At 34.5% G+C, this 22071-nt stretch carries 20 protein-coding genes; 11 read left to right on the plus strand and 9 right to left on the minus strand.

The features are described from left to right. Positions 1-149 precede the first annotated feature (149 nt). Complete coding sequence (locus KFZ70_RS08135; protein ID WP_139697377.1) at positions 150-605, minus strand: GAF domain-containing protein; 456 nt, start codon at positions 603-605, stop codon at positions 150-152. A 65-nt stretch (positions 606-670) separates the two neighbouring features. On the opposite strand from KFZ70_RS08135, the gene xrtF reads away from it, so the two are divergent. Together xrtF and KFZ70_RS08145 are read left to right on the plus strand one after the other, a co-directional pair. Then, the gene (gene xrtF / locus KFZ70_RS08140) at positions 671-1222 is read left to right on the plus strand and encodes an exosortase family protein XrtF (protein WP_139697372.1); all 552 of its coding nucleotides are present in this window, start codon (positions 671-673) and stop codon (positions 1220-1222) included. Then, a complete protein-coding gene (locus tag KFZ70_RS08145; protein WP_139697367.1) occupies positions 1215-1643 on the plus strand; it encodes an exosortase F system-associated membrane protein in 429 nt (142 codons plus the stop codon). Before xrtF ends, KFZ70_RS08145 begins: the two co-directional genes overlap by 8 nt. A 6-nt stretch (positions 1644-1649) precedes the next feature. Here KFZ70_RS08145 and KFZ70_RS08150 read toward each other — a convergent pair whose 3' ends face one another. Continuing rightward, complete coding sequence (locus KFZ70_RS08150; RefSeq protein WP_139697363.1) at positions 1650-4352, minus strand: outer membrane beta-barrel protein; 2703 nt, start codon at positions 4350-4352, stop codon at positions 1650-1652. Between the two features lie 444 nt (positions 4353-4796). Between KFZ70_RS08150 and KFZ70_RS08155 the strand changes: the two genes are divergently transcribed. Both KFZ70_RS08155 and KFZ70_RS08160 read left to right on the plus strand, forming a co-directional pair. After that, a complete protein-coding gene (locus tag KFZ70_RS08155; RefSeq protein WP_158293211.1) occupies positions 4797-4934 on the plus strand; it encodes a hypothetical protein in 138 nt (45 codons plus the stop codon). Positions 4935-5417: 483 nt separating this feature from the next. Then, complete coding sequence (locus tag KFZ70_RS08160; protein ID WP_158293210.1) at positions 5418-5582, plus strand: hypothetical protein; 165 nt, start codon at positions 5418-5420, stop codon at positions 5580-5582. A gap of 114 nt (positions 5583-5696) precedes the next feature. Here the strand turns inward: KFZ70_RS08160 and groL are convergent, their stop codons facing one another. The 7 genes from groL to miaB all read right to left on the minus strand — a co-directional run bounded on the left by groL (position 5697) and on the right by miaB (position 12427). Further along, a complete protein-coding gene (gene groL / locus KFZ70_RS08165; protein ID WP_139697359.1) occupies positions 5697-7325 on the minus strand; it encodes a chaperonin GroEL in 1629 nt (542 codons plus the stop codon). Positions 7326-7358: 33 nt separating this feature from the next. Then, entirely contained in the window at positions 7359-7634 is a 276-nt protein-coding gene (gene groES / locus KFZ70_RS08170) for a co-chaperone GroES (protein ID WP_139697355.1), read from the minus strand. A 168-nt stretch (positions 7635-7802) separates the two neighbouring features. After that, positions 7803-8180, minus strand: coding sequence for a preprotein translocase subunit SecG (gene secG, locus KFZ70_RS08175; protein WP_139697351.1), 378 nt, complete (start codon positions 8178-8180; stop codon positions 7803-7805). Beyond that, entirely contained in the window at positions 8180-9130 is a 951-nt protein-coding gene (locus KFZ70_RS08180) for a hypothetical protein (RefSeq protein ID WP_139697348.1), read from the minus strand. The genes secG and KFZ70_RS08180 overlap by 1 nt, the downstream gene beginning before the upstream one ends. Before the next feature lie 34 nt (positions 9131-9164). After that, a complete protein-coding gene (locus KFZ70_RS08185; protein WP_139697345.1) occupies positions 9165-9671 on the minus strand; it encodes an LptE family protein in 507 nt (168 codons plus the stop codon). A 31-nt stretch (positions 9672-9702) separates the two neighbouring features. Further along, entirely contained in the window at positions 9703-10977 is a 1275-nt protein-coding gene (locus KFZ70_RS08190) for a sigma-54-dependent Fis family transcriptional regulator (protein ID WP_139697342.1), read from the minus strand. Position 10978: 1 nt separating this feature from the next. After that, the gene (gene miaB / locus KFZ70_RS08195; protein WP_139697340.1) at positions 10979-12427 is read right to left on the minus strand and encodes a tRNA (N6-isopentenyl adenosine(37)-C2)-methylthiotransferase MiaB; all 1449 of its coding nucleotides are present in this window, start codon (positions 12425-12427) and stop codon (positions 10979-10981) included. Between the two features lie 206 nt (positions 12428-12633). Between miaB and KFZ70_RS08200 the strand changes: the two genes are divergently transcribed. The 7 genes from KFZ70_RS08200 to gldM all read left to right on the plus strand — a co-directional run bounded on the left by KFZ70_RS08200 (position 12634) and on the right by gldM (position 22035). Next, positions 12634-13401 (plus strand): hypothetical protein, encoded by a 768-nt coding sequence (locus tag KFZ70_RS08200; RefSeq protein ID WP_139697339.1) that lies wholly within the window; start codon positions 12634-12636, stop codon positions 13399-13401. A gap of 22 nt (positions 13402-13423) precedes the next feature. Next, positions 13424-14200 (plus strand): hypothetical protein, encoded by a 777-nt coding sequence (locus KFZ70_RS08205; RefSeq protein WP_139697337.1) that lies wholly within the window; start codon positions 13424-13426, stop codon positions 14198-14200. A 137-nt stretch (positions 14201-14337) separates the two neighbouring features. After that, positions 14338-16845, plus strand: coding sequence for a type I DNA topoisomerase (topA, locus tag KFZ70_RS08210; RefSeq protein WP_139697335.1), 2508 nt, complete (start codon positions 14338-14340; stop codon positions 16843-16845). Positions 16846-17008: 163 nt separating this feature from the next. Beyond that, entirely contained in the window at positions 17009-18175 is a 1167-nt protein-coding gene (locus KFZ70_RS08215) for a formimidoylglutamase (protein WP_139697333.1), read from the plus strand. A gap of 163 nt (positions 18176-18338) precedes the next feature. Then, a complete protein-coding gene (gldK, locus tag KFZ70_RS08220; protein WP_139697331.1) occupies positions 18339-19700 on the plus strand; it encodes a gliding motility lipoprotein GldK in 1362 nt (453 codons plus the stop codon). Between the two features lie 82 nt (positions 19701-19782). Then, complete coding sequence (gldL, locus tag KFZ70_RS08225; protein WP_139697328.1) at positions 19783-20418, plus strand: gliding motility protein GldL; 636 nt, start codon at positions 19783-19785, stop codon at positions 20416-20418. 54 nt (positions 20419-20472) lie between these two features. Further along, a complete protein-coding gene (gldM, locus tag KFZ70_RS08230) occupies positions 20473-22035 on the plus strand; it encodes a gliding motility protein GldM (RefSeq protein ID WP_139697326.1) in 1563 nt (520 codons plus the stop codon). Positions 22036-22071 lie beyond the last annotated feature (36 nt).

The following is a 22071-nucleotide window of genomic DNA, read 5'->3' on the forward strand; positions in this document are numbered from 1 at the left end:
TGAAATTTTAAAATATTTGCAAAAATACTTATTTCCTTCAAAAAATGAGCTTACATTTTGGTAAAAAATGAAGGCTTTTTTAATTAAATCTGAGTGGTATTGTCAGTTTATGTAAAAATGTAAAATCTGCGTTTTAGGTAAAGAAATAGTTATAATATTTTAGCTACCTTTTTACATACAAATTCTAAGAAACGTTCGTCGGCTTCTGTGAACGGATTAGGTGTGTTTGAATCGATATCTATTTGCCCAATGTTTTCGCCCTTTACAAAAATAGGAATCACTATTTCGGCTTTTACAGTAATACTACACGCTATGTAATTATCTTGTGCGCTAACGTCTGGAACAACAAAATTTTGATTGCTAACAGCCACCTGACCACAAATACCTTTGCCAAAGGGAATGATAGTATGGTCTGTAGGTGCTCCTACATAAGGGCCAAGTTTTAACTCTTTTTTGTCTCCGTTTTTAAAATAGAAACCTACCCAGTTGTAGTATTCTATATGGTTTTCAAGAAGTTCGCAAACAGCAAATAGTTTTTCATTTACGGTCTTTTCGGTATGAGATAAAATGGTTTCAACCTGTGGTTTTAGAGTATTAAACATCATAACTTTAAAAGTTTTAGCAAAAATATTTAAAAAGACTTAATTTCGGGATTCATATTATAGAATTCGTGAAAGCACTTTTAGTTAAATACAAGTCGGTAATAACATTTATACTTACATTTTTATTTGTGTATGTTGTTCTTTCATGGAGCTATAAAATGTATTTGCAGTTTTCTGATGGTTCTAAATTTTATCCAGATTATGTAACGCATTTGGTTAGCTTGCAAACTGAAGCTTTATTAAATGCTTTTGGCTTTGATGCACAAGTGATACCGCACCCCAATGAACCCTCCATGAAATTAATTCTGAATAATAACTATGTGGCTAGAATTATTGAGGGCTGTAATGCTATAAGTGTTATTATACTGTTTGTCTCATTTATTGCAGCTTTTGCGAGTAAATTAAAAACTACCTTGCTATTTATGTTGGCAGGAAGTATTTTAATTTATAGTGTTAATGTGCTTCGCATTGTAGTGTTAACCATAGGAGTTTATTGTTATCCGGAATATTCAGATGTGTTACACTCCGTTGTTTTTCCAGCCATTATCTATGGGATGATGTTTTTACTCTGGGTTATTTGGATTAACCGATTTTCAAGACAAAAAAAAAGAAATGAATAAACCTTTAAGGTATATATTGGTGGTAGTGTGCTTCTTACTTCTGGTTTTAATAAGATATTTTGAATCAAGTTTGTTTTATGACCCGTATTTAAGTTTTTTTGAAAATGATTATTTGTATATGGATAGCCCGAGGCGGGAAGTAGCAGAACTGGTGTTATTTACCACGTTTAGATATGCTTTAAATACAGTAATTTCATTGGGTATTTTGTATTTAGTTTTTCAAGACATAAGTATTGTTAAGTTTTCTGTTTTGTTATATGTATTGACCTTTGTAGTACTTCTGTTTGTCTACTTATACTTTGTAATCAACCCAAAACAAGAAGACTATTATGTGTTTTTTAATGTGAGACGGTTTTTAATTCAACCTATACTTTTAATCCTATTATTGCCTGCATTTTATTATTATAAGCTCAAGCATTGAGTGTCATTATTTTCTCCTTTTATTGTTATTTAGTCTATAGCTATAACTCAAAATAGCATAACGCCCTAAACTTTCTGTGACAGTTTCTTCAAAATAGTTTACCGTACTGCGCCTATAAATATCTACATTCTTGTTAAAAATATCAATTAAAACAAGTTTCAAAATATTATTGTTTTTTGAAAAGGCGTATGAAACGGCCGCGTTTAGTAATGGTAGTTTTTGGATTTCGGTAAAGGTATTGTCTGTAAATGTGATATAATCAAACTGGGTATTAAAGTTTAGTTTGTTAGAAACTTGGCAATCAAAAGAAGCAAAATATTGTTGTTTGGTATATTTTCTATCTAAATCATCGTCTAGAGAAAAATTAGTATGATTTAAACTTAAGGAAGCTCCCGCTTTAATATCTAAAATACTTTTATTGGAATTCTCCAACTGAAAACTAAACCAATAATCTTGGGTTTCAACATCATTAAGTTTTAGATTAACTAAGGCTTTTGAGGTAGAAAACAGGGTTTTGTTTTTTAGGGTATATCTTATATTTAGTTTGTTAATTTTTTTACTTAAACTTAAATTGGCTTTTAGGTTTTGCGTATCGCCAGCATTATCATATGTTCTAGTTCTTACAAAGTCATCGTCTATGGTGACATTTGAAATAATGGTGTTTTGAATACATCTATATTGAATATTAGCATAAAAACTTAAGGCCGATTTAAAATCATGAATATTGGTGTTGAACGTAAGCACGTCTAATTTTTCGTTTTTTAAATTGGGGTTACCAGTTCGTATGTTATAAGGATTTAAATCGTTAACAACAGTTGTTATTTGGGGCGTTCTAGGACTTTTAATTTGCCTTTGGTAGTTTAATCTATATTTTATTCCACGCTTAGGTTTATATTGAAGCATTGCTAATGGGTTGGTGTAATATTGATTTCTCACAATATCTTTATGATTGTTTTCACCAAAAGTTCGGTTTATATCCTGAATTTCTGCACCGTATGAAAGAAACCATTTTTTAGAAACATAATTGTGCAAGAATTTAGTTGAATACCGACGTTCATTATGGAAAAAATTATAACTAAAAGTTTCCTCATTATCTCTAGTAATATCAGTTCTTAATTGTTTAGCATGTTCTTGGTCAAGAATGTGTACTGCGGTACCGCTAATTTTTAAAAAATGTTTTACAATAAGAGGTTCAGTGTAAGTGAATAATAAATTGATTTTATCAGTTTTAAAGTACTCATCTCTAAGTGTGAATTGTTCACGTTCTCTTTCATTGGGGCTTCCTATATTGCTTGTTCTAATTGATTTTTGGGTGTTAAAGTATGACCTATCAGAAATATTGGCGCTAATACCCGCATTGAAACTTCGTCCTTTTTTTTGTAATCGCCTGTAAAACTGCGTATTTATGCGCCCTGTACTTCTGTCATTTTTGGTGTTTAGAATATAATCATTGGTGGTAGCCAAATTGCCGTCTTCGTTAAAGTATTTCCCTTTACTGTCAATAAAGTTATCGCGCATATCAGCAATCAATCCGCCTGTAATTTTTAAACTATATTTTGAATTGGACTTGTTTTCATAATTAAAATTTAAATTATGATTATTGGAGGTATTGTTAAAGTCATTCAGTGCTTTAAAATCAAAATTACTGGTGTTTGAAAATGTTAAACGATTGGTATTTGAAAGCCCATAATTGTTGGTGTGATTAAAAAAGTAATCGGCATTTACAGATTCTTTTTTTTTGAATTCATGCCCATAATGAACCCCAGTAACACCCGTAGTTAAAAAGCCACTAAAGCTTTTGGGTTTTGTTGCTGTCATGCTTTCTTCAGAAGATTCATCGTCTAGACCGCTAGCATTTTCTAAAAATCCTTTTATGTTTGATCCTGTGATATTGATGTTGTTAAATTTTCCAATCACAGATACTTGTGTTTTCGGATTAAATTGATTGAAGTTAACATTACCAAAATAGCGTTTGTCTGACCCTATGCCACCTGATAGTTTGCCAAACCCCTGGTTTTGTCTGTTTTTTTTTAAGGTAAAATTGATAATTACTTCTTTATTGCCGTCATCAATTCCAGTAAGTTCAGTCTCATCACTTTTCTTGTCTATCACTTCTACTTTTGAAATAGCATCGGCCGATAAGTTTTTTAAAACAATAGCAGGATCGCCTCCAAAAAATTCTTTTCCATTTACAAAAATACGTTGCACTTCCTCACCTTGCGCTACAACCTTGCCGTCTGAATCAATTTCAACCCCAGGGAGTTTTCCAAGTAGTTTTTCTATGGTGTCATCATGATTTACCTTGAAAGAATTGGTATTAAAGGCTATGGTGTCTTTTTTAATTTGTATGGGTACAACGGCAGAAATCATAACAGCATCTAATGTACTGACGTCATCTTGCAAAACAATCGTTTTTAGATCAATGTGTTTGCTTTGTAAATAGATCTTTTTATAAAATGGTTTAAACCCTAAAGAAGAAGCTTGAAACAGCAAGGTCTCCCTTTTTGATGCAGTGAGTTGAAAAAAGCCTTTGCTGTCGGTAATAGAGTAGGTTACAACCGTTGAATCTTTAGGGTTTAACAAGACCACTGATGCCAATTCAATTGGAGTTTGATCTGAATCTGTGATGGTACCAATCAAGGTATTAGATTGAGAAAAAAGATTATTTATAAAGCAGGAAAGTATAAGTAATACTGCTGTACGAAACATAAACTTAGGTTGGGAATTAAAAATGATAAAACTAAGACTTGTTCAATTAAAAAAGGTTTAAATGAAAAGGTGTATTAATTAAATGTAGAAACATAACATGAAAGAGTAGGACATAGAAAAAATTAAAGTTATTATTAAGAAAGAGGCTTTCAAAGTATTGTATCGGTGAATATCATTGCTATACTTTGAGGAAAGGGTATAGCTGTTGAAAAACCTTTTTTAGATTTATGCCCAATGAAGGTGCAATTTGTACTAATTATTATGCCTCTAGCCCCGTATACATGCCTTTATGAATATCGTTTCAATGGGGCTTTATCCTGTGTCCAAGGGTGTCTTATTAATGGTATGAGCATGTTTGAAGATCTAATCACATTTGCAGAGGTGTAGAGGTTATCTGGGTGCGGTACAAGTTATGTGGAGAAGTGATATTTGGCATCTACTCGTATGAAAACATTGAAAACAGGTGAGCGCGAAAAAGCGTTTGGCTATGAGGACATGGATTGGTGTATGCGCTATGGTAACGGGCACGCAAAATGGGTACGCCAAAATTATGAAACTAAAACAATTAATCTGAGCTATTAAAGGCCCGAAAAGGTAATTGATAGTTTGTATGTTGTGTGTTTTCTGATAAATTGTACTCTTAAGGTGTTAGAACCTGATAAAAAGAGATCATTCTGTTTGATGCTTTCTTTGCCTAATCCACATATACCAAATGAAGCGAGAGAACCCTACAAGTCGCATTATACTAATCTAAAAGTCGAAATGCCTGAGCCTAAAAAACCTGAATAACTTCAAAGCGACCATTATGGGCTGTAGGGGATAAAGGGAAATCTGGTGATTTTGATGTTGACGCTTTGGGAGAATATTTTGAATGGTGTATATTAACTATTCTCCTTTAAGTGAGTGGACTTCGATTACAGATGGTCAATACAAATTGGTGTTGTCTTTTAAAGACACAGCATGACTATTTGATTTAACCAAAAATTCTAAGGAATTGGTAAATGTATATTCAGACCAGAGTACAAGCATGTTGTTGAAAAAATGCAATTGCAGTTTGTAAAAGATATGAAGCAGTACAAGGAACCAGCATTGGCTTTGGGTTTAGATTATAGTTATAGTGCCGATGATAAGATTACCTATATAAGGACTTATAAAGGAAAAACAGTGCAAGAAATTAAAGTTTTGGAAAGAGAAGTTTTGACCAATCAAATTCAACAGGTAAGAGAATAATGCTATGGGTATATTCTTAAATCTAACAAAGAATGATTAGGAGACATTATGCATAAAAAACGCTTCAACTAATGTTGAAGCGTTTTTTTATTTGTGTGTGTTGAGGTTATCAACTTACATCATTCCTGGCATACCACCACCCATTGGAGGCATAGCTGGTGCATCTTCTTTAATGTCGATTAAAGCACACTCAGTGGTTAAGATCATACCGGCTACTGAAGCTGCATTTTCTAAAGCGATACGCGTCACTTTTTTAGGATCAATAATACCTGCTTTAAGCATATCAACATATTCTTCAGATTTAGCATCATAACCAAAGTTAGCATCACCTTCTAACACTTTGTTAATAACCACAGAACCTTCTCCACCTGCATTTTCAACAATAGTTCTTAAAGGTGCTTCAATAGCTTTGTTCACTATTTGCACACCTGTTGTTTCGTCTAAGTTTGCAGTTTCAAGAGTTTCAAGGGCTGCTTTAGCTCTAACAAAAGCAACACCACCACCAGCAACAATGCCTTCTTCAACGGCCGCTCTTGTAGCGTGTAAAGCATCATCAACACGGTCTTTCTTTTCTTTCATTTCAACTTCACTTGCTGCGCCAACATAAAGTACAGCTACACCGCCAGCCAATTTAGCCAAGCGCTCTTGAAGCTTTTCTTTATCATACTCAGATGTGGTTGTTTCAATTTGAGTTTTGATTTGGTTTACACGTGCTTTAATAGCATCTGCATCACCAGAACCGTTAACAATTGTTGTATTATCTTTATCAACAGTTACTGTTTCAGCAGTACCTAACATAGATAAATCAGCATTTTCTAAAGTAAAACCTCTTTCTTCTGAAATTACCGTACCACCAGTTAAGATAGCAATGTCTTCAAGCATGGCTTTACGTCTGTCTCCAAATCCTGGCGCTTTTACCGCAGCAATTTTTAACCCACCTCTTAATTTGTTAACCACCAAAGTAGCTAAAGCTTGTCCATCAACATCTTCAGCAATAATTAATAATGGACGTCCAGATTGTGCTACTGGCTCTAAGATTGGAAGAATTTCTTGTAAGTTAGAAATTTTCTTATCAAATAATAAAATGTATGGATTTTCTAAATCAGCAATCATTTTATCAGAATCTGTTACAAAGTAAGGTGATAAATACCCGCGGTCAAATTGCATACCTTCAACCACGTCAACATAGGTATCCATTCCTTTAGCTTCTTCAACGGTAATCACACCTTCTTTTCCAACTTTTTCAAACGCTTTTGAGATTAATTCACCAATAGTATCGTCGTTGTTTGCTGAAATAGCGGCCACTTGTTTTATTTTTTCAGAAGAATTACCTACTTCTTGAGCTTGCTCTTCAAGATCGGCAGTAATGGCTTTAACGGCTTTGTCAATACCGCGTTTTAAATCCATTGGATTTGCACCAGAAGCTACGTTTTTTAATCCTTCTTTTACGATAGATTGTGCTAAAACAGTAGCTGTTGTAGTACCGTCACCAGCTAAATCATTGGTTTTTGATGCTACTTCTTTTACCATTTGTGCACCCATGTTTTCATGAGCGTCTTCAAGTTCAATCTCTTTTGCTACAGAAACACCATCTTTAGTTACATGAGGTGCTCCAAAGCTTTTGCTAATAATTACGTTACGTCCTTTAGGACCTAAAGTTACTTTTACTGCATCAGCTAATGCATCTACACCACGTTTTAAACCGTCACGTGCATCAATATCAAATTTTATGTCTTTTGCCATTTTTTTAAATTTTTGGATGTTAAAAGTTTACAATTAAACAATTGCTAGAATGTCGCTTTCACGCATAATTAAATAATCAGAACCTTCAAGTTTTAATTCTGTTCCGGCGTATTTGCCATATAAAACAGTATCACCAACTTTAACTGTAATAGGTTCGTCTTTTGTGCCAGGACCGGCAGCAACAACAGTACCTCTTTGAGGTTTTTCTTTGGCGTTGTCTGGAATAATAATTCCTGAAGCTGTTTTGGTTTCAGCTGGAGCAGGTTCAATAAGAACACGATCTGCTAATGGTTTAATGTTTACTCCCATTTGTTTTATATTTTAATTATTAAGTTAATGTTTAACGGCTTTGTATGTAGCTAAAAATGTGCCATGATAGGCAATCTGACAAACTTGCAGGCCTGTCTGCCTAACAGGTAGAAACAAAAAATGCCAACTGTAATAGATGGCATTTTGTATATGAATATGTAGAAGATTTTATTGGTCTTCTGTACTATTGTCAGTAGTAGACTCTGTTGATGTTGCTGGAGCAGCCTCTTGTGTTTGAGGTAACGCTTCAGGTAAAGGTTGCGCAGTTTGCGCATCAGGATCTAAAGCTTTTGAGTCAATGCTATTATCACCTCGGTTAATTGTAATATTTGAAGCTAAAATTAGCACCAATAAAACGGTTGCTAAAGTCCATGTACTTTTGTCTAAAAAGTCGGTTGTCTTTTTTACACCACCTAATTGTTGGGTGCCTCCACCGCCAAAAGAAGAGGATAAACCACCTCCTTTAGGATTTTGAACCATGATTACTACAATTAGTAAAAATGCTACAACCACTATAAGGACTAGAAATATTGTAAACGTACTCATTATTCTTTATTGTTTTTTTCTTGTAATTGTTCTACTGCTTTAATTTGGTTTGCAAAGAAACCACTTTTTTCTGGATATTTCAAACTTAAAATTTTATAGGATTGAATCGCTTTTTTGAAATTTTTTTGTTCTACATAAATGCGTGCTAAAGTTTCTGTCATCAACGCCTCGGGTTGAATCATTTGGGCTTTTGCTAAATTGCCTTTAGGGGCAGCGCTTTTAGTTGGATTTATTTTCGGGTTTTTTGAAATAAACTTATCAATCAATTCAAACTTGCGCTCTTTTTCTGAAGTTGTTTTTTTGTTTTTTTTGGGTTGAGGTTCTTCAATCTTTTTTATTACGTTAACAGCTGGTTTAGGTGTGCCTTTAAATGGGCGTTCTAAGGGTTTAAGCTTGGTTAATTTTAACCATTCATTAAAGGAATGAGATTCATTTTTGTTAAAATTGAAGGGTTTGCCTAGTTCTAAAACATCTTCAGCTTTCAGAGTTTCCTTGTTTTCTTCAACAGTTTTAATGTCCTCAGCACTACTTGGTGAATCGGTTTTAGTTTCAAATAAGCTAGGGTCTAATACCCCAACCGTTTCTTTAATTTGCTCCTGCAGAGCCTCATCAACTCCAACACTTTTGTCTACTGAGATATCTTCAGCATCAACATCAATATTCTTTAAATAAGCTGTATTTTTTTTAATAAATTCGGAGATTTCATTCTGAATAAAGGCTTCCGATGTAATAAAATCAAATAAAATACTTCTGTCTGCGGTATATGCTGCTGTTGTTTTTAACTCTTGATTGTATTTTATACTACCTTGATTTTGTAAACCCTTTAGATAAATAGCTCTTGCGGCTTGAAAATACGGAAATGTATCTATAATTGATTTTACATCTTCTATTTGCTCAAAGGTTAGATTTTGAGGCTGTTGTAAAATATGTGTAAAATCAGTTGTATTCATTGCTTAAAGCAAATTTGTTTTTATGGATTTAAATCTACCATTTAGCTAGGGTAGCGTTAAAAATATCTTGTGTTAAACGTTCAAAAATTTCTTCGTGTGCTGTTGTTTTTTGGGATCCTAACAGCTGTGCGCTTCCGGGAAAATCATAAAAAAAGGAGAAAGACTGATCTAAATCATCGTCTTCCTTTTTTCTGTTGAAAAAGCGTAATTTCACCGTAATGGTTAATCGGTTTTGAGCCGCAACATTTTCAGAGGTGGCTGTTGTTGGTGAAATTCTATACTCTGTAATTTCACCTTCGTAAACTAAATCACCTCCAGAGGGTACTAGGTTTAAATTGGTTTGATTTTGAATTAAATCTTCAAGTGCAATTTTAAAATCACGCTCTAAACCAGGTTCTATAAGCAGCGATGTGTTTTCAAATCGGTTTACTTGATAGGTTTCTACACCAGGAGGAATGGATGCTCCGGTGAATGAATATATGCCACAAGCATGAAAGGCTAATGCGGTAAATGCTATGAGTAGAATGGATGCTTTTTTCATATATAAAGCGCTTTCTTATTCCAATGAAAGCTTATAAATCGTATTGTTTTATTTTTCTGTAAAGTGTTCTTTCGCTGATGCCTAACTCAGCTGCAGCTAATTTACGTTTTCCGTTGTGACGTTCAAGAGATTTTTTTATTAATTCTAACTCTTTGTCTTGAAGTGACAAAGTTTCTTCTTCTTCAATTTCTTCTGCAAAATGATATTTGTCTTGAATGGGCGTGATGTCTTCTTGATTTATAGCGTGCTCAGGTATTGAAATCACTTCGGTATTTTGAGGTATAGATTCTTCAAAGTCTACATCCTCTTCGTCATTATTACCGTAAATTTTTTGAATGAGACTTTCATTGTTTTTCTCAACATCTTTAGTGTTTCCGTTTTTCATGAGTTCCATGGTGAGTTTCTTCAGGTCGTTCAGGTCGCTTTTCATATCAAATAAAACCTTATAAAGAATTTCACGTTCACTACTAAAATCACTTTCAGACTTTGATGTTTTAATGATGGCAGGTAAATTAGTGCTGGCCGATGCTGGTAAATAGCTTCTTAAGACCTCGGCAGAAATGGTTCTGTTTTGTTCAAGTACTGAAAGCTGTTCAGCAATATTTCGTAACTGACGGATGTTACCACTCCAACGGTGTTTTAAAAGCACTTGAACGGCATTATCAGTTAGTTTTATGGTAGGCATTTTGTATTTTAAGGCAAAATCACTGGCAAATTTTCTAAACAGTAAGTGAATATCACCCTGACGCTCTCTTAAAGGTGGTAAGTGGATGTCCACCGTGCTTAATCTATAATATAAATCTTCGCGAAACTTCTCTTTTTCAATGGCTTCAAACATGTTTACGTTTGTAGCGGCTACAATGCGAACGTTTGTTTTTTGAACCTTACTTGATCCTACCTTGATGAATTCACCATTTTCAAGAACACGTAGTAATCTTACCTGAGTGGTAAGGGGTAATTCGCCCACTTCATCAAGAAAAATGGTGCCACCATCAGCAACTTCAAAATATCCAGCACGTGTTTGCGTAGCACCCGTAAAGGCACCTTTTTCATGACCAAATAGTTCGCTGTCTATGGTGCCTTCAGGAATAGCGCCACAGTTTACAGCGATATATTTATTGTGTTTTCTATGCGACAACTGATGAATGATTTTTGGAATGCTTTCTTTTCCAACACCACTTTCACCAGTAACAAGTACCGAAATATCTGTTGGCGCCACTTGAATAGCTTTTTCAATGGCCCGATTGAGACTGGGCGTGTTACCTATAATTCCAAAACGTTGTTTTATAGCTTGAACTGATTCCATTTTAATTGTTTTCTGAATATCCTACAGCTTCACCAATTAGCGTAGCGCTGGTACAATCTATGATTTTTACGTTTACAAAATCCCCCACTTTATAGTCTCCCTTAGGGAAAACCACTACGGTATTTTGAGTGTTTCTTCCAGACCAATGTGCATCAGATCGTTTTGAAGCTTTTTCAATTAAAACCTCTTCAATCTTCCCTATATGCTGTTGCGTTCTTAATAAACTGTGCTTTTGTTGCAACGCGATAATTTCATTTAGTCTACGTTTTTTCGTGTCTTCAGGAATATCATCTTCCATTTTGCGCTCAGCAAGGGTGCCGGGTCTTTCAGAATAAGCAAACATAAAACCGAAATCATACTTAACATACTCCATCAAACTCAAGGTGTCTTTGTGATCTTCTTCAGTTTCGGTTGGAAATCCAGCAATCATATCTTGACTGATAGCACAATCTGGAATGAGTCTTTTTATATTGTCAATTAATTCGAAATATTCTTCGCGTGTATGTAGCCTATTCATGGCTTTTAGAATGCGGTTGCTTCCGCTCTGTACGGGTAAATGAATATAATTACAAATGTTTTTGTGTTTCGCCATAGCTTCAATCACATCTAAGGTAAAATCTTGCGGATTAGAGGTAGAAAATCGAAACCGCATTTTAGGTTGAGCTTTGGCACATAAATCTAACAACATAGCAAAATTAACCGCTGTAGCTTTTTGTAATTCACTGGCTTTATCAAAATCTTTTTTCAATCCGCCACCATACCATAAATAGCTATCTACGTTTTGGCCGAGTAGCGTTACTTCTTTAAAACCTTTATTCCAAAGTTCGTTGATTTCTTCAATAATGCTTTGAGGGTCTCTACTGCGTTCTCTACCTCTAGTAAAAGGCACTACACAAAATGTACACATGTTATCACAGCCACGTGTTATGGAAACAAAAGCAGAAACGCCATTTGAATTTAATCGTACAGGTGAAATATCACCATAGGTTTCTTCTTTAGACAGAATTACATTGATGGCTTCGCGCCCTTCATCAACTTCGGCTAAAAGATTTGGTAAGTCTTTATAAGCATCAGGGCCTACAACAAGATCTACTATTTTCTCTTCTTCTAAAAATTTGTTTTTTAAGCGTTCAGCCATACAACCTAAAACACCCACTTTCATGTTTGGGTTGTGTTCTTGTTTTACGGCATTATATTTTTCAAGGCGTTTTCTAACCGTTTGCTCGGCTTTGTCGCGAATAGAGCAGGTGTTTACTAAAACTAAATCGGCCTCCTCTAAACTTTGAGTTGTGTTAAATCCTTGTTCTGTTAAAATCGAGGCGACAATTTCACTATCGCTAAAATTCATTTGGCAACCGTAGCTTTCTATGAAAAGTTTACGTTTGTTACCTTCTTTCTGTTCCAGAACTAAAGATTCCCCTTGTTTGCTTTCGTCAATTGTTTTTTCCATAATCTTTTAGCTATTGCTATCAGTCAATAAGCATGCAAAGATACAATATATTTGTGTTTTGTGACAAAGTGGCAGTTGTTAAATATTTGTAATTTTTTTGATGCTTAAAATCTTTGATGTTATAACATTTTACCGTCTTTTAGTTGTTGGTATTGTTAAAAAGCATTTACTTTATTCCCAATAATCTTAAAACCAAATAGAAATTTATGAATACGATTGATTCGTTGTATGACAAAATAGATAGAGCAAAGGAATTAGATTTCGGGCAAATTTTCGATAGCACATTACAACTGTTCAAAAAGGTTTGGTTAAAAGGATTTTTAGTAGTGTTATTGATTGTTATGTCTGCCATGGTTATCGCTTTTGCATTTGCTGCAATTGGTCTGGCTTCTACCAATACTTTTGTGACAGACAACGGGTTTAATTTCAATGTGCAGTTTGATGACTATTTTAAAAATGTACTTTTTAGTGTGCCTCAAAGCATTTTGGTAAGTACTATAACCTTAGCCTTGTTAGGGGCTTTTTATAGGATATGCCAGCGCGAAGTACAGGGGGAGCAAGGTGTAGATGATTATTTTTATTTTTTTAGAAACGGCTATTTTTCAAAACTTTTAATGCTCGGTATTCTATATACTGGTATTTCAACTTTAGCTCAGTTTTTATTTGTGCTTCCTGTTATTTATGTTATGATTCCACTGTCTTATTTTTCTCTGTTTTTTGCTTTTAATCCAGATTTGAGTGAAACGGAGCTTGTTAAAGCTAGTTTTAAGCTAGGGAATAAAAAGTGGTTTATTTCTTTTGGGACACTATTTGTGGCGGCGTTGCTTGGAATGCTAGGTGTTTTAGGATGTGGTATTGGTCTTTTGTTTACTATTTCAATAGCATACTTACCATTATTCTTTATTTATAAAGAGGTTGTTGGTTTTGATGAAACGAGTGAAATAGACCAAATAGGAACTAATACAGATTATTAAATTATAAACTATAATAATAACTATGATCAACCTAAACCACTTCATCAATAAAATTGAAAATGCCAAATCACTAGATTTTGGAGATATTTTTAACCAATCTATAGAACTTTTTAAAAAGGTATGGTTGCAAGGGTTGGTTGTATATTTGCTTAATATGGTATTGATGCTTCCGTTTATCTTAATAATGTATGTTCCTATGATTGTGTTAGGTGTTTTGGGACAAGAGTCTTTTGATGGAGGCTTGGGGCTTGAAGGTATGGGGATTCTTGCTATTAGTGCCATGATTGTATTGATTATGGTTATGATTTTAGGGGTAACAACAATTAGTGTAGCACTAAAAGGAGCTTATTATAGAATGTTGAAGCATAAAGACCTTGGGTTAGATGCTAGTGATGATTACTTCTTTTTTCTAAAATCAAAATACTTAAAAAAGACATTTATGCTCAGTTTGTCCATAATAGGCATGATGATTTTGGGGTATGCCTTATGTGTGTTACCTGTGTTTTATCTAATGGTGCCGTTATATTATATGGTGATTACTTATGCTATGAATCCAGATTTGTCAAATTCAGATATTATAAAGATTGGGTTTAAACTTGGAAATAAAAAGTGGTTTTTAAGTTTCGGATTGATAATTGTTGCAGGAATTTTGGCAGGTCTTGTGGGTGTTTTAATGTGTTTTATCGGTATTTATGTAACGCAACAATTCTCTGATATTCCAGCATACTATGTTTACAAATCGGTAGTAGGATTGAAAGAACAAGATGCGATTGATGAAATAGGAACGCCAATAGAGTGATTTTTCATATTCATGATAAAAAACCTGTTTTTGCGATGTAAAAACAGGTTTTTTAATTTAAAAATATGATAGATACTGTATAAAAAGTTACAGATATACTTTTTTTCATATACATTTGTACCTTCAAAAAGTGAAGTATGGCGAAGAATTTAGTGATAGTAGAGTCACCCGCAAAAGCAAAAACCATTGAAAAATTTTTAGGAAAAGACTTTAAAGTAGAGTCTAGTTTTGGGCACATTTCAGATTTGCCTTCTAAAGAATTAGGGGTTAATGTTGATGGTGATTTTAAACCCAAATATGAAGTTTCTAAAGATAAAAAAGCAGTTGTTAAAAAATTAAAAGACCTTGCTAAAAAAGCAGAAACCGTTTGGTTAGCAAGTGATGAAGACCGAGAGGGAGAAGCTATTGCTTGGCATTTGGCTGAGACTTTAAAATTGGACAAAGAAAAAACAAAGCGTATTGTTTTTCATGAAATTACTAAATCAGCCATTCAAAAAGCAATTGAGAATCCTAGAGGTATTGATTATGATTTAGTAGATGCACAACAAGCCCGACGTGTTTTAGATAGAATTGTGGGGTATGAGTTGTCTCCTGTGCTTTGGCGTAAAGTTAAAGGTGGTTTGTCAGCAGGGCGTGTGCAATCTGTTTCGGTGCGTTTAATTGTTGAGAAAGAACGGGAAATTGAAAATTTTAAACCCGTTGCCTCATATAGAATCGATGCAGAGTTTTCAAATGAAGACGGGCAAACGTTTAAAGCGAAGCTTCCAAAGAATTTTTCCTCAAAAGAAGAAGCTTTAAAATTTTTAGAGCAGAATGCTACAGCAGGATTTAAGGTAGCTGATTTACAAAAAAAACCAGCAAAAAAATCACCTGCAGCGCCATTTACTACCTCAACATTACAGCAAGAAGCTTCTCGTAAATTGTATTTTTCAGTAGGTAAAACTATGACTTTAGCGCAACGCTTGTATGAGGAAGGGTTAATTACGTACATGAGAACAGATAGTGTTAACTTATCGGATGAAGCAAGGAAAGGAGCTGAAGAAGAAATTAAGAACGCTTATGGAGCCAAATATAGTAAACCAAGGAACTATACAGGTAAAGCAAAGGGAGCTCAAGAGGCGCATGAGGCTATAAGACCAACCAGTTTTGCTACACATAGCGTTAATATAGATAGAGATCAAGCACGACTGTATGAGTTAATATGGAAACGAGCTATTGCATCTCAAATGAGCGAGGCCGAGCTAGAGCGTACTAACGTTAAAATTAGTGCCTCAACACACAGAGAAACCTTTACAGCAAATGGAGAGGTTATCACGTTTGATGGCTTTTTAAAGGTGTATTTAGAAGGTACTGATGATGAAGATACAGAACAGGATGGTGTCTTGCCAGCTATGAAAACCAATGAAACTTTATTAAATAATTACATTACGGCAACAGAACGTTATACGCGTCCACCAGCAAGATATACAGAGGCGTCTTTAGTTAAAAAATTAGAAGAATTGGGTATTGGACGTCCATCAACATATGCTCCAACCATTTCAACTATACAGGCAAGAAATTATATTGAAAAAGGTACTGTAGAAGGGGTAGAGCGTAGTTACACACAGCTAACGTTAAGCAATGGCGCTGTAAAAGATAAAACCTTAACTGAAAAAGTAGGTTCAGATAAAGGAAAGTTGGTGCCTACCGATATAGGAATGATTGTAACCGATTTTTTAGTAAATCATTTTGATGCTATTCTTGACTATAACTTTACCGCCAAAGTAGAAGCTGATTTTGATGAAATTGCGGAAGGTAATGAAGATTGGACTGAAATGATGAAATCTTTTTATAAAGAGTTTCATCCTGTTGTTGAAGATGTAAAGGAAAATGCAGATAGAGAGTCTGGAGAGCGTATTTTAGGAACAGATCCTAAAACGGGGAAGCAGGTGAGCGTACGTTTAGGGCGTTTTGGGCCAATGGTTCAAATAGGTACGGTTGATGATGAAGAAAAACCGCAATTTGCCAGTTTAAGTCCAGACCAACAATTAAATACAATTACCTATGAAGAGGCTATGGACTTGTTTCAGTTGCCAAAAACGTTAGGTAAATATGAGGGCGAAGAAGTTCAAGTTAATAATGGCCGTTTTGGTCCTTATGTAAAATTTGGTGATGCTTTTGTATCGCTTGCAAAAGGAACTGACCCTTTGAGTGTAGATTTAGATGACGCTATTGTTTTAATAAAAGAGAAGCAAAAGGCAGATGCTCCTATATATATATACAAAGATTTACCTGTTCAAAAGGGGAAAGGTAGATTTGGCCCTTATATAAAATGGAACAATATGTTCATTAATGTCAATAAAAAATACGACTGGGATAATCTATCAGATGAAGATATTGTTGAACTGATTGAAACCAAGATTCAAAAAGAAATTGATAAGGTAGTTCATAGTTGGGAAGCCGAAGGTATAAGGGTTGAAAAAGCACGTTGGGGAAGACATCATGTGATACAAGGAAAAGTAAAAGTTGAATTGGCAAAAACTGTTGATGTTTCTGAAATGACTTTAGATGAAGCAAAAGCTATTATAGAAGCCAATGCACCTAAGAAAAAGCCAACAAAACGAAAAACGACAGCCAAAAAGAAAACAACGGCTAAGAAGAAATGATGTGAAGTATTATATGAGTTATTTGGTTTGATATTCAGATAATTGTGTAATTACTAATTATTCTACATTATTTTTATGTAAACTGAATGAGAAAAATCATAAATTCTTTTAATATTTGTGGGAATCGATAAAAAACGATTCCCACAAATAGTTTTAAGGCCATATGAATTTTAATTTCTTATCTCCAGTTTCAGATTTAGTACTTGCTCATAATGAACTGCTTTCGCCTCATGCTTTAGGAAGAAAGTTGAAAATTCACTCTGCTCAACAGGGTATTCCCGATTTAGAAGGTGTAGCAATAGCTATCATTGGTGTGCTTGAAAACAGAAATGATATCAACTATATAGGGGAAGAGTTTCAGTTAAATGAAATTAGGAAGTCTTTTTATAGTCTATTTCCAGGGAGTTGGAATACCTTAATAGCCGATTTGGGCGATATCAATAGGGGAGAAACCGTTGAAGACACCTATTTTGCTTTAAAAGAATCTATTAGTATTCTGGTAGGAAAGAAAATTATACCAGTAGTTATAGGAGGTTCTCAAGATTTAACATATGCTAATTACAGAGCTTATGATACGCTTATTCCTATGGTTAATATTGTAAATGTTGATGCGCAGTTCAATCTGGGAGATTCTACAAAACCAATCAAGAATAATAGTTTTGTGGGAAAAATAATCCTTGACGAGCCTTATAACTTATTCAACTATGCTACTATTGGGTATCAAACCTACTTTAATTCTCAAGAGGAAAAAGATTTAATGGATAGTTTGTATTTTGAATCCTATAGGTTAGGTGAAATATCAAGTGATATTACTTTGGCAGAGCCTGTACTGCGAGACGCAAATATTGTTAGCATAGATTTGAATGCTGTTAAAGGCTCTGAGCTAAGCCTGCATCAGCGATATTCACCCAATGGTCTGGATGGTAAAGAAATTTGTGCCATAGCCAGATATGCTGGTATAAGTAATAAGGTGTCTTCTTTTGGAATTTATGAGTATAAGCCTTCTAAAGATGATGAGATGACCTCCATGTTGATGGCTCAGATGATCTGGTATTTTGTAGAGGGCGTTAATTTTAGAGTGACTGACGATGATTTCTCTGATGAAAACAGTTATCAGAAGTTTATAACGTTGGTGGATGATGAAGAACTGATTTTTTATAAAAGTAACAAAACAGGCCGATGGTGGATTGAAATCCCTTTTTTGGCTGAAGTCAATAATAAATTGAAAAGACATACGTTATTACCTTGCATGCATCAAGATTATCTAGATGCCTGTAACAATAAGGTGCCAGAGCGCTGGTATAAAGCCTTTCAGAAGAATTGTGTTTGAAAGGGGAATACTGGTTAAACTGTTAATTTCATCGGTGAAATGACATTTTTTTACGATGAAACGACATTTTTTTAGATAAAAAGTTGTTTTTTCGAAAATATATAAATATGTTTACGCTCTCGAAAATCAAGCTAAATAATTTAACCTCGAGTTTACTATAGATATGAAGAAGCTTTTATTATTAACCGGAGTATTAGTAATTCTTGCCAGCTGTGGCTCTAAAGATAGAGGCGAGCTGGTAGGTGTCAAAGGGAAAAAATGGCATCCAGAAAAACCTTATGGTATGGAACTTATTCCTGGAGGAGCATTTATAATGGGTAAGGCAGACGATGATCTGGCTGGCGTTCAAGATGCTCCTGCAAAAACAGTAACTGTTAGAGCCTTTTACATGGACGCAACAGAAATCACCAATAGCGAATATCGCCAATTTGTGAATTGGGTAAGAGATTCAATTGTAAGAATGAAACTCGCGGTACTAGCTGATGAGGTTGGTATGACTCCTGAGGATGGAGGTATTGGAGAGTATGCATTTAAAGATGCAGATACAGCCAATATGTCTGTTTATGAGAAGTATATGTTTGAAAACTATACTGGCTTAGGTCCAACAGGGTACGAAGGAAGAAAAATAAACAAAGATGTAGATCTAGTTTTTGATACTTCAGAATATCCAGATGAATATTATACTGAAGTTATGGATACTATGTATTTACCGCTTGAAGAATCTTATAACGGACAGCGTACTTGGGATGTGACTAAATTCAAGTTTCAATACAGTCATATGGATATTCAAGAAGCCGCTAGAAGTAGAGGTGTTAAGCGTAAAGACGTTATTATAAAGGAAGAAATTGAAGTGTATCCAGATACTACTGTTTGGATTAGAGATTTCGCCTATTCTTATAATGAGCCTATGCATAATGATTATTTCTGGCATGATGCCTATAGTGATTATCCTGTAGTTGGTGTTACTTGGAAACAAGCTAAAGCATTTTGTGAGTGGCGAACTATTAATAAGAATAGCTATTTAAAATCAAAAAAAGGTACATCACCTGTTAATACATTCAGGTTACCTTCTGAAGCAGAATGGGAGTATGCCGCAAGAGGCGGTTTACAAGCTGCTACTTATCCTTGGGGAGGGCCTTATACAAAGAGCGATAGAGGGTGTTTTATGGCAAACTTTAAACCTGTAAGAGGGGATTACGCAGCAGACCAAGCACTTTACACCGTTGAAGCGAAGTCTTACGAGCCAAATGATTATAATCTATATAATATGGCTGGTAATGTGGCCGAATGGGTAAATGCATCCTATGATCCATCATCTTATGAGTACACCTCTACCATTAACCCGAGTGTTAATGATAATGATAATCAACGTAAGATTGTAAGAGGAGGATCTTGGAAAGACGTAGCATACTTTTTACAAGTAAGTTCAAGAGATTACGAATATGCTGATTCAGCAAGAAGTTACATTGGTTTCAGAACCGTTCAAGATTACATGGGGACAAAAGTAACCAAGAGCGGAAACTAATTTGTGTTAAATCAAATCAATTATAAACTATTAATTAACCTACTTAAGTATTAACCTACTTAACATTTTAAAACCGAAAATTATGGCAAAGTCAAAAGCAAACAAAAAATTCATGAATATGGCTTACGGATTAGGAGCAGCAATTGTAATTGTTGGTGCCTTATTTAAGATTATTCATTTTGAAATTGGACCGTTAACAGGTAATGTTATGTTAACCATTGGTCTTGTAACTGAGGCAATTATATTTGCATTATCAGCATTTGAACCTGTTGATGAAGAATTAGATTGGTCTTTAGTATATCCAGAGTTAGCAGGAGGACAAGCTTCAAAGAAAGAAGCTAACCAAGATGCACAAGGCTTACTATCAAAAAAATTAGATGACTTATTAAGAGAAGCTAAAATTGATGGAGAATTAATTGCTAGCTTAGGAGAAAGCATCAAAAACTTTGAAGGTGCGGCAAAAAATATGAGTTCTACTGCAGATTCTATTGAAGCAACTAAGAAATATGGTGAAGAATTATCATTAGCTGCGGCTCAAATGGAATCATTAAATAGCTTATACAAAATGCAATTAGAAAGTGTAAATAAGCAAGCTACAATTAATGAAGAGTCAATCGAGAATGCTGCAAAGTTAAAAGAGCAAATGCAATCTTTAGCGTCTAATTTATCATCGTTAAACGGTGTATATGGTGGTATGCTGTCTGCAATGAGTAAATAATTAGGAGTGTTAATAAACCCAAATCAAAATTAATTAACCAAAAACCTAATTAACATGGCAGCAGGAAATTTATCACCCAGACAGAAAATGATTAATCTGATGTATTTAATATTTATAGCAATGCTAGCATTAAATATGTCAAAGGAGGTGCTTTCAGCCTTCGGATTAATGAACGAAAAGTTAACGAAGTCAAACGTTGCTTCAACCCAGCAGAATGACAATTTTATGGCGAGTTTAGAGCAAAAAGCTTCAGATCAGCCTGAAAAGTATGAACACTTAAAAGCTAAAGCAGAGTCCATTGATAAATTGGCAGAAGAGTTTGATACTTATTTAGAAGAGTTGAAAGGTAAAATGACCGCCAAGATTGATGATCCAACCGACTATGAGATTATGGATAAAGGCGATTACCTAGACGAAAACTTTTTTAAAGGAGATATAATCAAAGAAGAAGGTCAAAAGTTTCTTGATCATATTAATGGCTTTAGAGAAGGCGTTGTAGAAATTTTATCTTCAGAAAAAGGAATGGAATCTGTAATTGCAGAAGTGAAATCTGAGTTTAGTACAGAAGAAGTTACAAACCGTGATGGACGAAAAGTAAGATGGTTAGACTATCATTACAAGGGTTTTCCTTTGGTAGCTTCTTTAACAAAAATGACACAACTTCAAGCGGATATCAAGAATACTGAATCAGAAGTTTTGGCAACTATGTTACAAGGAACCTTATCTAGTGAGGTGTCTATGACAAACTATACTACCTTAATGGAAACTTCTAAATCAGCTTACTTTAACGGTGAGCAGTTTGATGGAGAAATCGTTCTAGGTAGAAAAGATGCATCAACTAAACCAAAAAGAGTTGAGTTAACTTTAGATGGTAGAAAACTTTCCGAAGATCAGTATACTATTGAAGATGGTAAAGTGAAATTGAAAGTGGGTACCGGTGGTGTTGGAGAACACAAAATTGAAGGGAAACTTATTTTTGGTGAAGATGGTGAAGAAATTGAAGTTCCTGTAAACTCGTCATTTGCAACCGTAGCAAAACCAAATGCAGCTACTATTTCGGCTGATAAAATGAATGTAGTATATCGTGGTGTTAAAAACCCAATGACCATTTCATTTGCTGGTATTCCTGATAATAAAGTCTCTGCCAGTGCCCAAGGTTTAAGTAGAACTTCAGGAAGTAGCTATGTAATGGATGCCACAAGTATTAGAGGTAGAGAAGTTACTATTAATGTAACGGGAACTTTACCTGATGGTGGAAAAGTTAGTGATAATGCTAAGTTCAGAATTAAAGATTTACCGAAACCAACAGGAACAGTTAGAGGTGAAGATGGTGCGTTAAAAATGCAACGTAGCTCACTTAAAATATCTACCATTGGAGCTAAATTTGATGATTTTGATTTTGAGTTACCTTTAAAAGTTACAGGATTTAAATTTAAAGTACCAGGGCAGCCAACTATCAATGTAAAAGGAAATAAGTTAGATGGTAGAGCGCAACAAGCACTTGCTAAGGCAAAACGAGGTTCTGGTATCCAAATATTTGATATCGAGGCAAAAGCTAGTGGTGTAAGTGTAATACTTAAAAAAGTATCGCCTGTTTTTGTTGAATTAACAAACTAATACTATGGCCATAATGTTTGGTTATGGCCATGGAAT

Origin of the sequence: Allotamlana fucoidanivorans (genome assembly GCF_045788535.1) — a bacterium.
Lineage (GTDB): Bacteria > Bacteroidota > Bacteroidia > Flavobacteriales > Flavobacteriaceae > Allotamlana > Allotamlana fucoidanivorans.